At 57.1% G+C, this 13,469-nt stretch carries 7 protein-coding genes, 4 tRNA genes, 2 rRNA genes, 1 pseudogene and 1 other annotated feature; of the genes and pseudogenes, 11 read left to right on the forward strand and 3 right to left on the reverse strand.

Features of this window, described 5'->3' with window-relative positions; all coding sequences use genetic code 11:
• Window positions 1-108 precede the first annotated feature (108 nt).
• The gene (locus AK829_RS11985; RefSeq protein WP_083439869.1) at window positions 109-1,335 is read right to left on the reverse strand and encodes an IS1249 family transposase; all 1,227 of its coding nucleotides are present in this window, start codon (window positions 1,333-1,335) and stop codon (window positions 109-111) included.
• A 181-nt stretch (window positions 1,336-1,516) separates the two neighbouring features.
• On the opposite strand from AK829_RS11985, the pseudogene zupT reads away from it, so the two are divergent.
• The 7 genes and pseudogenes from zupT (at window position 1,517) to AK829_RS12020 (ending at window position 3,701) form a co-directional block, all read left to right on the forward strand.
• A pseudogene (gene zupT / locus AK829_RS11990) lies at window positions 1,517-2,300 on the forward strand (zinc transporter ZupT).
• Window positions 2,301-2,325: 25 nt separating this feature from the next.
• Entirely contained in the window at window positions 2,326-2,739 is a 414-nt protein-coding gene (locus tag AK829_RS11995) for a YccF domain-containing protein (RefSeq protein ID WP_052206238.1), read from the forward strand.
• 68 nt (window positions 2,740-2,807) lie between these two features.
• Window positions 2,808-2,880 (forward strand) — tRNA-Glu (locus tag AK829_RS12000).
• Between the two features lies 1 nt (window position 2,881).
• A tRNA-Asp gene (locus tag AK829_RS12005) sits at window positions 2,882-2,958 on the forward strand.
• A 203-nt stretch (window positions 2,959-3,161) separates the two neighbouring features.
• A tRNA-Asp gene (locus AK829_RS12010) sits at window positions 3,162-3,235 on the forward strand.
• 28 nt (window positions 3,236-3,263) lie between these two features.
• A tRNA-Phe gene (locus AK829_RS12015) sits at window positions 3,264-3,336 on the forward strand.
• Between the two features lie 77 nt (window positions 3,337-3,413).
• A complete protein-coding gene (locus AK829_RS12020; protein ID WP_052206240.1) occupies window positions 3,414-3,701 on the forward strand; it encodes a GNAT family N-acetyltransferase in 288 nt (95 codons plus the stop codon).
• An 89-nt stretch (window positions 3,702-3,790) separates the two neighbouring features.
• Here AK829_RS12020 and epsC read toward each other — a convergent pair whose 3' ends face one another.
• Entirely contained in the window at window positions 3,791-4,381 is a 591-nt protein-coding gene (epsC, locus tag AK829_RS12025) for a serine O-acetyltransferase EpsC (RefSeq protein WP_052206242.1), read from the reverse strand.
• Between the two features lie 89 nt (window positions 4,382-4,470).
• A complete protein-coding gene (gene cysK / locus AK829_RS12030) occupies window positions 4,471-5,412 on the reverse strand; it encodes a cysteine synthase A (RefSeq protein WP_052206245.1) in 942 nt (313 codons plus the stop codon).
• Window positions 5,413-5,601: 189 nt separating this feature from the next.
• On the opposite strand from cysK, the gene ramA reads away from it, so the two are divergent.
• From ramA to AK829_RS12050, 4 genes are all read left to right on the forward strand, one after another.
• Window positions 5,602-6,447: an acetate metabolism transcriptional regulator RamA gene (gene ramA / locus AK829_RS12035; protein ID WP_371441059.1), complete on the forward strand. Its 846-nt coding sequence runs from the start codon at window positions 5,602-5,604 to the stop codon at window positions 6,445-6,447.
• Between the two features lie 14 nt (window positions 6,448-6,461).
• A complete protein-coding gene (gene murA, locus AK829_RS12040; RefSeq protein ID WP_052206248.1) occupies window positions 6,462-7,733 on the forward strand; it encodes a UDP-N-acetylglucosamine 1-carboxyvinyltransferase in 1,272 nt (423 codons plus the stop codon).
• A gap of 532 nt (window positions 7,734-8,265) precedes the next feature.
• Window positions 8,266-9,776: ribosomal RNA gene (locus AK829_RS12045) — 16S ribosomal RNA — on the forward strand.
• A 416-nt stretch (window positions 9,777-10,192) separates the two neighbouring features.
• A 23S ribosomal RNA gene (locus AK829_RS12050) occupies window positions 10,193-13,278 on the forward strand.
• The 16S and 23S rRNA genes sit together here, the layout of an rRNA operon.
• Window positions 13,279-13,394: 116 nt before the next feature.
• Window positions 13,395-13,469 (forward strand) — a sequence feature (5S ribosomal RNA rRNA prediction is too short).

The following is a 13,469-nucleotide window of genomic DNA, read 5'->3' on the forward strand; positions in this document are numbered from 1 at the left end:
CCGGGTTAAGCGACAAAATGTGTGCTTTTCTCGGCGTGTCGATTTAAGTGACAAAATGTGTGCTTTTCGGGGGTTGGAATGGGCCGGGCCCGGGGTGCTGTGCTGCGGTTATGTTCGTCCTGCCCAGCCGTGTCGGATGGCCCAGGAGGGGTTGAAGTCGGTGTCGATGCCGGTGTCGTAGACTTTCGGCCGGCCGTCGGGTGAGTTGGCTTGGTCGCGTTCACGCATGTGTGCCTGGCGGGCGTGTGCGTAGCCTTTGCGGCCGAAGTCTTGCTCGATTGCTAGCGCCAGCGGGTCATCGTGGTGTTGGGTGTGCAGGTAGAGCCACCAGTCCATGATGATTCGTTGGTGTTCGTCAAATGTGCCGCGGTGGGCTCGGGCAAGGTGTTTCAGTTGTGCGTTTATGCCGCCTTCCAGGCTGTTTGTGGTGGTCTTTAGCTCGGTTGTGGTGCGGTGTGGTGGGTTGAGCCAGACGAAGAGGTGGCCTTGTTGGTAGAGACGCTCGAACCGGCGGTAGGCTCTGCGGGCTCTGGGGTGGGTGTACCACCATTGCTGGTTGTCGCGGATGCGTTTTGGGATCTCTTCTGGGGCGACTTGGTTGCGGTAGGTGCGGTCTTTGAGCCAGTCACCGTAGAGGTCATGGAAGCGGTTGAGGCGAAGTACCCAGGTAATTGCCTGGTCACGGGTGGTGATGTGGGTTAGCTGGTTGCCGAGGCGAAGGAGTGCTTTGTGCGCGGTGATTGTTGGTTGGCGTGTGGTGTCTTTGATGGTGTCGCGGCGTACGTGGACGAGGCAGCGTTGGATGGAGGCGTTTGGCCAGCATTGTTTGATGGCCTTGTTTGCGCCACCGGAGCCGTCTGTGGTCACGACTAGGGGTTCGGCGATCAGGTCGAAGAGTTTGGCGTAGTCGTAGGCGGTTTCTCGTGTACACCAGTGCCAGGCAACGACGTGTTCGCTGGTTGCAGCGACAAGCAGGCATTTTTTGTGGAAGTAGGTGCCGTCAATAAACAGCTGGTCGTAGACGCGGTACGGGTCTGGTTTGCATGGGACGATGATGAACCAGAAGTAGGTGAACCAGCGGATGAGTGTGCGCCTGGAGACGTTGTGTGCAGCAGCCACAGCGTCGAGGGGACGCTGGCCGGTGATCCAGTCGATGAAGATGGCAAACCGATATGCGCTGGTCTTAGCCGTGTTCGGGTTGGTGAAGGTGTGCCCGCAGTGTGTACAGCGCCATCGCTGTTTTCCGCTGGAGGTGGTGCCCATTTTCGTGGCGGTGTGCTCGCATGCCGGGCATAGGGGCCTGTTGTGTTTTCTCTTCCTGTGTTGAGTTGGCATGCAGCTGGTTTAACAGCTTGCTGTCGTAGCACATCCAACGCCTGAAGTGGTGGACCTTCCGGTCTATGGTCGGGAATCCCGATTCAACGAGCACTCTCCCGCCGTAGGCCCAGGCAGGACCGGGAATCCATATCCAAAAAAGCACACATTTTGTCGCTTAACCCCATCCTCCAGCGCAGTTCTGCTTGCGCTTGGTATCTCGCTGCTGGCCGGGCTTGCTACCGGCCTGGGCGGCCTTGTAGTGGTGCTCAAGCGTGCCCCAGGAGCGGCGTTCCTTGCTTCCGCGTTGGGCTTTTTCTGCCGGTGTCATGATCTACATCTCCTTTGTAGAACTGCTCCCAGAAGGCATCGCTGGGCTTGAAGGGGCCGGAAATGCTCGTGCTGAGCTTTGGGGTGTCATTGCGTTTTTCGGCGGGCTTGCGTTGATTGCGCTTATAGACCGCTGCAAGCCCGAAGAAATCAACCCTCACGAAGAGCCCCACCACCTGAGCGTCGGCGGGATTTCGCGGGCGCGAATGCGAAACGTTGGCCTTGTGGCGGCGGCTGCCATTGCCATCCACAATTTCCCGGAAGGATTTGCCACCTTTGCAGTAGCACTGTCAGATCCTGCGCTAGCGGCGCCATTGGCAATCGCTATTGCGATCCACAACATTCCAGAAGGTGTGGCGGTAGCGGTGCCGATGCGTGAGGCGACCGGTTCGCGTTGGAAAGCCTTCGGCTGGGCCACGCTCTCCGGTCTGGCGGAACCGCTTGGTGCCTTGATTGGTTTCCTGCTGCTGCAGCCTTACCTGGGCCCGAAAACGCTAGGGATTACGTTTGCTGCGATTGCGGGCATCATGGTCTTTGTCAGTCTGGACAAACTGCTGCCCACGGCGATTGCCACCGGCAAGCATCACGCCGCGATGTACGGCACGGTTGCGGGCATGGCAGTCATGGCCGCAAGTCTGCTGATCCTGTCGGGGTAGCGCCTCGAAGGCCTATACTTCCCACATGGGTCTACTGCGATTTATCCTGAACGTAATTTGGCTGTTTACTGCCGGTATCTGGCTGTTTATCGGCTATATTCTGGCGGGCATTGTGGCATGTCTGCTCATTGTGACTATTCCGTTCGGCCTGGCGTCGTTCCGCATCGCGGGCTACGTGATTTGGCCGTTCGGGCGAGAGGTGATCCAAGGCAACGTCGGCGCCCTCGGGATGTTAGGCAATGTCATCTGGTTCATTGTGGCGGGGCTTTGGCTGTCTATTGGGCATATTGTTACCGCCGCGGCGCAGGCTGTCACCATTATTGGCCTGCCGCTGGCGTGGGCAAACCTGAAGCTGATCCCCGTCACGTGCTTCCCGTTTGGCGCACAGGTGGTGGATTCCAATGATGATCGTGCGCGCTACGCGCCGGTAGTTGGATAACGTGCTCTAGCTGCTCGTTTGTTTTGTATCCATGAGGTGATTTATGATGAGCGGGCTGTCTTTTCAGCGCCCCCATCGTCTAGAGGCCTAGGACTCCGCCCTTTCACGGCGGCAACACGGGTTCGAATCCCGTTGGGGGTACGGCCCTGTGGCGCAGTTGGTTAGCGCGCCGCCCTGTCACGGCGGAGGTCGCGGGTTCAAGTCCCGTCAGGGTCGCCATATCGCCCCGAGGTTTTCCTCGGGGCGCTTTGCGTACGTAGATATGGGCCTGGGTGCCGTATTCGACGCTGTGGCGGCTACATGTCCGCACACTATCGGCAAGCAAAACCACTAAAAACATATAACTACCTGCTGATTTGTGGCTTGTCGCGTAGTCTGTGTAAGGTATCAACTCGTGCAACAGCACAGAAACAAATAAATAAGGCCCTGTGGCGCAGTTGGTTAGCGCGCCGCCCTGTCACGGCGGAGGTCGCGGGTTCAAGTCCCGTCAGGGTCGCTGAATTGCTTGGGAAACGAGTAGTTCTGGCCAGATAGCTCAGTTGGTAGAGCACACGCCTGAAAAGTGTGGGGTCGCCAGTTCGATCCTGGCTCTGGCCACATCTCAAATACACCCCTCCTTGCTGGTAGCGATACCGCGGGGAGGGGTGTATTCGTTTTGTCTGTAGGGTGTGACTATGGCTAACAACGACTACCAGCTTTCCAAGAACGAAGCCGCGGGCCAGTACGAGCTCACCATCGGTGATGAGGTCGCCGGCTTTGCAAGCTACGTAGACCGCGGCGATGTGCGAGTGCTGCCGCACACGGTGGTAGATCCCAAATTCCGCGGCCAGGGGCTCTCACGCCCGCTGATTCAGTACGCGCTCGATCAAGCGCGTGCGGATGGCATGAAGGTCGACCCAGCGTGCTCCGCGGTGGCGAAGTTCATCGACCAGAACGCGGACTATCAAGACCTGCTGGCCTAAACCAGCGCTGGCCTAAACCAGCACTGCCTAAACCAGCACTGCCTAGACCAGCACTGCCTAGACCAGCGCCTAGACCAGCGCAAGCACGGCTAGATCGTGTAGTGCCCCGGGTCCACGTAGCAGTCCGGGTCAACCAAGTGGGTTTTCTCGCCCGGGTTCTTGGGGCGGATCTTCGCGGGGATGCCCACAGCGATGGAGTGCGGCGGCACGTCCTTGGTTACTACGGCGTTCGCGCCTACAGCGGAGCCTTCACCAATAACGACGGGGCCGAGCACTTTGGCGCCGGCGCCGATCGTCACGTTGTCACAAATCGTCGGGTGGCGCTTCGTCTGTGTGAGCACTTGGCCGCCGAGGGTGACGCCGTGGTAGAGCATCACGCCGTCGCCGATCTCGGCGGTTTCGCCAATCACAATGCCCATCCCGTGGTCGATGAAAAACCGCCTGCCAATGGTGGCGCCGGGGTGGATCTCAATACCGGTGAAGAATCGGTTTGCCTGCGACAGAATCCTGGCGGGCGCTTTCCAGCCGCGTTTCCACATCGCGTGACAGAGGCGGTGCACCCAGATTGCGTGCAGGCCGGAGTACACAATTGCGTTCTCTACGTCGCCTCGTGCCGCGGGGTCGTGGTCCCGGGCATTCGCCAAATCCTCACGGACAGTCGCGATGATCTTCAACAGCATAGAAGGCAGCTTACATGCGTAACCCCCGCGTCCCGTGGTGTTGGATTCATGGGAGGCGGGGGCGTTCAACGTCGTCAAGCGAAAAGCTCCTAGTCGCGGATGTCCTCGTACAGGACAGTGGAGACGTAGCGCTCGCCGAAGTCCGGGATGATCACAACGATGGTCTTGCCGACGTTCTCCTCGCGCGCGGCCAGCTCAAGGGCTGCCTTCACGTTTGCGCCTGCGGAGATGCCGCCGAGCACAGCGTCCTTCACTGCCAGCTCGCGAGAGGTGGCAACGGCGTCCTCGTTGGTCACGGCGATGATCTCATCTACCACGCCACGATCCAGCGTGCCCGGCACAAAGTTTGCGCCCAGGCCCTGGATCTTGTGCGGGCCAGCCTCGCCCTTGGACAGCAGTGGGGAAGCGGCCGGCTCAACTGCCACAGCCTTGACGTTCGCCTTCTGCTCCTTCAGGTACTTTGCGCTACCGGAGATGGTGCCGCCGGTGCCTACACCTGCAACGATGATGTCAACTTCACCGTCGGTGTCGCTCCAGATCTCCGGGCCGGTGGTGTTGTAGTGGATCAGCGGGTTCGCCTCGTTTTCAAACTGGCGAGCCAGGATGGCGTTGTCGCGCTCCGCCACAATCTCGTTGGCCTTCTCCACGGCACCCTTCATGCCGGCAGCGCCCGGGGTGAGCACGATTTCTGCGCCGTATGCACGCAGCAGCACGCGACGCTCCGTGGACATGGTTTCCGGCATGGTCAGGACAACCTTGTAGCCCTTTGCCGCACCTGCCAGCGCGAGTGCGATACCGGTGTTGCCGGAGGTTGCCTCAACGATGGTGCCGCCCGGCTTGAGCTCGCCGGAAGCCTCGGCAGCCTCAACGATGGCCTTGCCAATCCGGTCTTTCACCGAGTTTGCCGGGTTGTAGAACTCCAGCTTGGCCAGCACGCGAGCCTTCGCACCGTGCGCTTCGGTGATGCTGTTGAGCTCAACCAGCGGGGTGCCGCCGATGAGTTCAAGCACGTTGTTTGCAATCTTTGCCATGGGTTTTCTCCTTGCTTTAGCGTTTCTTCGTTGGAAGTATACACCCCCAAAGTAGACCGTCCAGTTTTTATTCGCCAGACAGAGCAGTCTGCTTTACGACGCCCATCACAACGCCCTCCCACCTGCCCAACGCTTCGCTCCCAGGGGGTGGAATTTGGCTACCCCCGCTTAGGGGTTATCATCATGCGCATGACTGTGGATGACCAACGGGTCAAAGACGACGATGACTCAATCCGTGCCGCACTGACCGCACTGAAGACGGCCACCGGAATTCCGGTTGCAATGTACGGCACTTTGCTTGCAGACAACCGCGTGCAAATCACGCAGTGGATCGGCCTACGTACTCCGGCGCTGCAGAACCTGGTCATTGACCAAGGCGCTGGCGTGGGCGGGCGCGTCGTTGCCACCCGTCGTGCAGTTGGCGTGTCTGACTACATGCGTGCCAACGTCATCTCGCACGAGTATGACAAGCAGATCCAGGAGGAAGGCCTGCACTCTGTTGTGGCCGTGCCTGTGATCGTCCAGCGCGAGATCCGCGGCGTGCTCTACGTTGGTGTCCACTCCACCGTGCGCTTGGGCGACAAGGTGATTGAAGAGGTTACCCTGACTGCCCGCACGCTTGAGCAGGACTTGGCGGTGAACTCTGCGTTGCGTCGTCAAGACGGTGGTAAGGCCTCCACCAAGCAAGGCCGTGTGATGAACGGCGCGGAATGGGAGCAGGTGCGTGCCACACACTCGAAGCTGCGCATGCTTGCCAACCGCGTTGATGATGAGGGCTTGCGTAAAGAGCTTGAGCAGCTGTGTGACCAGATGGTTTCCCCGGTTCGTGTCAAGCAGACCACCAAGCTTTCCGCACGTGAGCTGGACGTGTTGTCCTGTGTGGCACTTGGGCATACCAACGTTGAAGCTGCAGAAGAAATGGGCATTGGCCCGGAGACCGTGAAGTCGTACCTGCGCAGCGTGATGCGCAAGCTTGGCGCGCACACGCGCTATGAGGCGGTCAACGCCGCCCGCCGCATCGGCGCATTGCCGTAGGTACGCTTAGTGCCGTGAAGGAACGATTTTTAGTCACTGGCGGCACTCGGCTCGAAGGCGTTGTCAAGGTTGACGGCGCCAAAAATAGTGTGCTGAAGCTCATGGCGGCAGCACTGCTTGCAGAGGGCACAACAACCCTGCACAACTGCCCGGAAATCCTGGATGTGCCCCTGATGGCGCAGGTCCTTGAGGGCTTGGGGTGCGAGGTTCTTATCGACGGGCAAACGGTACACATCACCACCCCAGCGCAGATCTCCCCGAACGCAGACTTTGACGCGGTGCGTCAGTTCCGCGCCTCCGTTGCAGTACTGGGCCCACTTGTTGCTCGCTGCCACGAGGCGCGCGTTGCGCTTCCGGGTGGAGACGCTATTGGTTCGCGCCCACTCGACATGCACCAGACCGGCCTGGAAAAGCTGGGTGCAACCACCCGCATTGAACATGGCGCGGTTGTTGCGGAAGCCGGCGAGCTTGTTGGCGCGAAGATCAGTCTGGACTTCCCGTCTGTTGGAGCAACGGAAAACATCCTCACCGCCTCTGTCTTGGCAAAGGGCGAGACCGTGCTGGATAACGCAGCGCGTGAGCCGGAGATTGTGGACCTGTGTGAGATGCTCAATGAAATGGGTGCGCAGATTGAGGGGGCGGGCACGTCGACGTTGGTGATACGTGGCGTGGATAAGCTTGCACCCATCGAGCACACCGTGGTGGGGGACCGCATTGTGGCAGGCACCTGGGCCTATGCCGCGGCCATTACGCAGGGCGACATTACGGTAACCGGGATTGCGCCGCGCCACCTGCACCTGGCGCTGTCCAAGCTGAAGCTTGCCGGCGCGGATGTGGAGACCTATGACAACGGCTTCCGCGTGCGCATGGACCAGCGCCCAAAGGCAGTGGATTATCAGACCCTGCCGTTCCCCGGGTTTCCTACAGACTTGCAGCCCATGGCCATTGCGATTGCAGCTATTGCCGACGGCGTATCCGTGATCACCGAGAACGTCTTCGAAGCCCGCTTCCGCTTTGTGGATGAAATGTTGCGCCTTGGTGCCGACGCAAACGTGGACGGCCACCACGTAGTCATCCGCGGCGTGGAGCGTTTGAGCTCTACCGACGTGTGGTCTTCCGACATCCGCGCAGGTGCGGGCCTTGTCCTGGCTGGCCTCGTGGCAGAGGGCCAGACCGTGGTGCACGACGTCTATCACATTGACCGTGGTTACCCGTCCTTTGTTGAGCAGCTTTCTGCCCTAGGGGCGAAGATTGAGCGCGTAAGCGACAGTAAGCACGCGTTATAGCGTTACTTATAGCGTTGCGTTTATGTCGGTTTACCTGCGGATTTGTGTTGTGTTGTGGGTGTGTGTAACTTAGTTCCAGTCAGCGAGACCGACAACGCCCCGCTGGAGAGCTGAAAGAGTTTCTCTGGTTTGTGTGGCGGGCAGGAAAACGATCGCTGGGACTCCGCTTCTTTTGATGCTCACTGTTGTGGTGGGTTGATGGGTGTGCGTGTGTTGTTTGAGAACTCGATAGTGTGCCAATGCATTTTGTTTGTGGAATGTTGTTGTGTGTGCCACGTGTTGTGGTGTGTGCCGGTTGGTGGTGTCATGAATCTTGGATGGTGGCATTGTCTGTTTCGGTGCGTCACATGGTGATGTTTTGCTGAAAATGTTGTTTCTTGGTGTTTTTCCTCGTCGGATGGCCAAGGAACGTAAAGTAATTCAAGGATTTTTTAAGCCAGGCTGACATTGCATGCTTTTTGGTGTGTTGTGTTGGTTGGTTTGTTTTTGGTTAGGTATTGGGCTTTTCACGGCCTGTTTCTGCTGAAACGTTTTTGTGGAGAGTTTGATCCTGGCTCAGGATGAACGCTGGCGGCGTGCTTAACACATGCAAGTCGAACGGAAAGGCCCAAGCTTGCTTGGGTACTCGAGTGGCGAACGGGTGAGTAACACGTGGGTGATCTGCCCTGCACTTCGGGATAAGCCTGGGAAACTGGGTCTAATACCGGATAGGACCACTTCGTAGGTGTTGTGGTGGAAAGTTTTTTCGGTGTGGGATGAGCTCGCGGCCTATCAGCTTGTTGGTGGGGTAATGGCCTACCAAGGCGTCGACGGGTAGCCGGCCTGAGAGGGTGTACGGCCACATTGGGACTGAGATACGGCCCAGACTCCTACGGGAGGCAGCAGTGGGGAATATTGCACAATGGGCGGAAGCCTGATGCAGCGACGCCGCGTGGGGGATGACGGCCTTCGGGTTGTAAACTCCTTTCGCCAAAGACGAATTTTGACGGTATTTGGAGAAGAAGCACCGGCTAACTACGTGCCAGCAGCCGCGGTAATACGTAGGGTGCGAGCGTTGTCCGGAATTACTGGGCGTAAAGAGCTCGTAGGTGGTTTGTCGCGTCGTTTGTGGAAGTCCACGGCTTAACTGTGGGACTGCAGGCGATACGGGCATAACTTGAGTGCTGTAGGGGAGACTGGAATTCCTGGTGTAGCGGTGAAATGCGCAGATATCAGGAGGAACACCGATGGCGAAGGCAGGTCTCTGGGCAGTAACTGACGCTGAGGAGCGAAAGCATGGGGAGCGAACAGGATTAGATACCCTGGTAGTCCATGCCGTAAACGGTGGGCGCTAGGTGTGAGTCCCTTCCACGGGGTTCGTGCCGTAGCTAACGCATTAAGCGCCCCGCCTGGGGAGTACGGCCGCAAGGCTAAAACTCAAAGGAATTGACGGGGGCCCGCACAAGCGGCGGAGCATGTGGATTAATTCGATGCAACGCGAAGAACCTTACCTGGGCTTGACATACACCGGATCGCTGCAGAGATGTAGTTTCCCTTGTGGCTGGTGTACAGGTGGTGCATGGTTGTCGTCAGCTCGTGTCGTGAGATGTTGGGTTAAGTCCCGCAACGAGCGCAACCCTTGTCTTATGTTGCCAGCACGTGATGGTGGGGACTTATGAGAAACTGCCGGGGTTAACTCGGAGGAAGGTGGGGATGACGTCAAATCATCATGCCCCTTATGTCCAGGGCTTCACACATGCTACAATGGTCGGTACAACGCGCAGCTACCTCGTGAGGGGACGCGAATCGCTGAAAGCCGGCCTTAGTTCGGATTGGGGTCTGCAACTCGACCCCATGAAGTCGGAGTCGCTAGTAATCGCAGATCAGCAACGCTGCGGTGAATACGTTCCCGGGCCTTGTACACACCGCCCGTCACGTCATGAAAGTTGGTAACACCCGAAGCCAGTGGCCTGTCAAAAGGAGCTGTCGAAGGTGGGATCGGCGATTGGGACGAAGTCGTAACAAGGTAGCCGTACCGGAAGGTGCGGCTGGATCACCTCCTTTCTAAGGAGCTTTATGTTTAACCCACAGTTGTGGGTGTTGGTGGTTGATGTCGCCGAGTGTGTGACTGCCACTGTTTGTTTTTAAAAAGAATCCGGGTGGATGCATACCCCACACCAGAAGGTGGTGTGGAACGCAATATCGGGGTATCGCACAGTAATCATTTTCTACAAGCGTTTGTATGTGTTGGCATGCTGTTGGGTGTCTGGGGCAACACGAATGTGTGTGTTCCTGACTGCCTCATGCTGATGTGTCACCTGGTTTGGGTGGTGTGTTGGTGTGTGGGTGTGGTGTGTGAGAACTGGAGAGTGGACGCGAGCATCATGCATCTGGATGCTGGCCTTTGTGGGTTGGTGTTTGGGTGTGTGTTTGTTTTTCTGTTTTTTCTGTTTTTTGTTTGTTCTTTAGTATGTGAATCGTTGTTTGTGGTCAAGGGCGTACGGTGGATGCCTTGGCATGCTGAGCCGATGAAGGACGTGTGAGGCTGCGTTAAGCCTCGGGGAGTTGCCAACTAAGCGTTGATCCGAGGATGTCCGAATGGGGAAACCTGGCACCAGTTATGTGGTGTTACCTGCAGGTGAATCTATAGCCTGTATGGGGGTGAACGCGGGGAAGTGAAACATCTCAGTACCCGCAGGAGAAGAAAACAATTGTGATTCCGTTAGTAGTGGCGAGCGAACGCGGATGAGGCTAAACCATGTGTGTGTGATACCTGGCAGGGGTTGCGCATGTGGGGTTGTGGGGCGCATCGTAAGTTATCTGCTAGTGACTTGCTTGATGTGGTTGTGTCAGCGGAAGCGCCTGGGATGGTGCACCGGAGAAGGTGATGAGTCCTGTACGCGAAGACATAGCTGCGTTGGGTGTATGTGTTTTTCCCCGAGTAGCAGCGGGCCCGTGAAATCTGCTGTGAATCTGCCGGGACCACCCGGTAAGCCTAAATACTCAGTGTGACCGATAGTGGATAGTACCGTGAGGGAATGGTGAAAAGTACCCCGGGAGGGGAGTGAAAGAGTTCCTGAAACCGTGCGCTTACAATCCGTCAGAGCACCTCAATGTGTGTGATGGCGTGCCTTTTGAAGAATGAGCCTGCGAGTCAGCGGCATGTCGCGAGGTTAACCCAGTCTGTGGGGTAGTCGTAGCGAAAGCGAATCCGAAATGGGTGTTGTTAGTGGCATGTCCTGGACCCGAAGCGGGGTGATCTACCCATGGCCAGTGTGAAGCAGCTGTAAGAGGTTGTGGAGGCGCGAACCCACTTAGGTTGAAAACTGAGGGGATGAGCTGTGGGTAGGGGTGAAAGGCCAATCAAACTCCGTGATAGCTGGTTCTCCCCGAAATGCATTTAGGTGCAGCGTTATACAAGCTTGCTGGAGGTAGAGCTACTGGTTGGTTGAGCGGGACTATCATCTTAGCAATGTCAGCCAAACTCCGAATGCCGGTTTAAGTGGTGTATAGCAGTGAGACTGTGGGGGATAAGCTTCATAGTCGAGAGGGAAACAGCCCAGATCGCCGGTTAAGGCCCCTAAGGGTGTACTAAGTGGAAAAGGATGTAGGATCGCGAAGACAGCCAGGAGGTTGGCTTAGAAGCAGCCACCCTTGAAAGAGTGCGTAATAGCTCACTGGTCGAGTGGTTCCGCGCCGACAATTCAGTGGGGCTCAAGTACACCGCCGAAGCCGCGGCATAGTTTTTACTATGGGTAGGGGAGCGTCGTGTGTGGGGTGAAGCATTACCGTAAGGGGGTGTGGACTGCACGCGAGTGAGAATGCAGGCATGAGTAACGAATGATACGTGAGAATCGTATCCGCCGAATGACGATGGGTTCCTGGGTCAAGTTCGTCTTCCCAGGGTGAGTCGGGTCCTAAGGCGAGGCCGACAGGCGTAGTCGATGGTCAACGGGTTGATATTCCCGTACCCGCCTACACGCGACCAATGCTGAAGCAATGATACTAACCACCCAAAGCTACTGATTTACGCACCCTTGTGGTGTGTGGTTGGTGGTGATGCGTGGGGCCTGATTTGTTGTAGGTAAGTGATGGGGTGACGCAGAGTGGTAGCCACGCCAGTTATTGGATTCTGGTGCAAGCGTGCAGCACGACAACATGGCAAATCCGGTTGTTATATGTGCAAGGCGTGATGCGTAGCCCATATATGGGTGATGGTGGTGATCCTGTGCTGCCGAGAAAAGCCTCTAGCGATGTGTGTAGACGGCCCGTACCCGAAACCGACACAGGTAGTCAGGTAGAGCATACTAAGGCGAGCGGGTGAACTGTGGTTAAGGAACTCGGCAAAATGCCCCCGTAACTTCGGGAGAAGGGGGACCCAAACCGGTAGCTAACACATGCGGTTAGTGTGCTGGTGTGGGTCGCAGAGAAGAGAGGGGAGCGACTGTTTATCAAAAACACAGGTCCGTGCGAAGACGGTTAAGTTGATGTATACGGACTGACGCCTGCCCGGTGCTGGAAGGTTAAGAGGACCTGTTAGACCCTTTTGGGTCGAAGCGGAGAATTTAAGCCCCAGTAAACGGCGGTGGTAACTATAACCATCCTAAGGTAGCGAAATTCCTTGTCGGGTAAGTTCCGACCTGCACGAATGGCGTAACGACTCCCCTGCTGTCTCAACCACAGGCCCGGTGAAATTGCAGTACGAGTAAAGATGCTCGTTTCGCGCGGCAGGACGAAAAGACCCCGGGACCTTCACTACAGCTTGGTATTGGTGTTCGGTGCGGTTTGTGTAGGATAGGTGGGAGACGTTGATATGGCCACGCCAGTGGTTGTGGAGTCGTTGTTGAAATACCACTCTGACCGTAGTGGATACCTGAACCTTGGCCCATGATCTGGGTTGGGGACAGTGCCTGGTGGGTAGTTTAACTGGGGCGGTTGCCTCCCAAAATGTAACGGAGGCGCCCAAAGGTTCCCTCAGCCTGGTTGGCAATCAGGTGTTTAGAGTGTAAGTGCACAAGGGAGCTTGACTGCGAGACTTACAAGTCGAGCAGGGACGAAAGTCGGGACTAGTGATCCGGCACCTACTTGTGGATGTGGTGTCGCTCAACGGATAAAAGGTACCCCGGGGATAACAGGCTGATCTTCCCCAAGAGTCCATATCGACGGGATGGTTTGGCACCTCGATGTCGGCTCGTCGCATCCTGGGGCTGGAGTAGGTCCCAAGGGTTGGGCTGTTCGCCCATTAAAGCGGCACGCGAGCTGGGTTCAGAACGTCGTGAGACAGTTCGGTCTCTATCCGCCGCGCGCGTTGAAACTTGAAGAAGGCTGTCCCTAGTACGAGAGGACCGGGACGGACGTACCTCTAGTGTGCCAGTTGTTCCGCCAGGAGCATCGCTGGTTGGCTACGTACGGAAGGGATAACCGCTGAAAGCATCTAAGCGGGAAGCCTGTTTTAAGATGAGGTTTCATTATTAGGTGCCCTATAGACTATGGGGTTGATAGGCCAGAACTGGAAACACAGCAATGTGATGAGGTGACTGGTACTAATCCACCAACACAAACAACAACACAACAAGCAAACACTGAATGTAACAGTGACTGTCGCGTCCACTTTCCGGTATCTGACACACCACCCCTGTACACAACAGGTAGTCGAACGCCAAACATTGGCCCTATAAGTGTGTCGGTGGTTGATAGCGGCAGGGAAACGCCCGGTCCCATTCCGAACCCGGAAGCTAAGCCTGCCCGCGCTGATGG

The sequence above is a fragment of the Corynebacterium riegelii genome (assembly GCF_001263755.1).
In the GTDB taxonomy this organism is placed as follows: Bacteria; Actinomycetota; Actinomycetes; order Mycobacteriales; family Mycobacteriaceae; genus Corynebacterium; species Corynebacterium riegelii.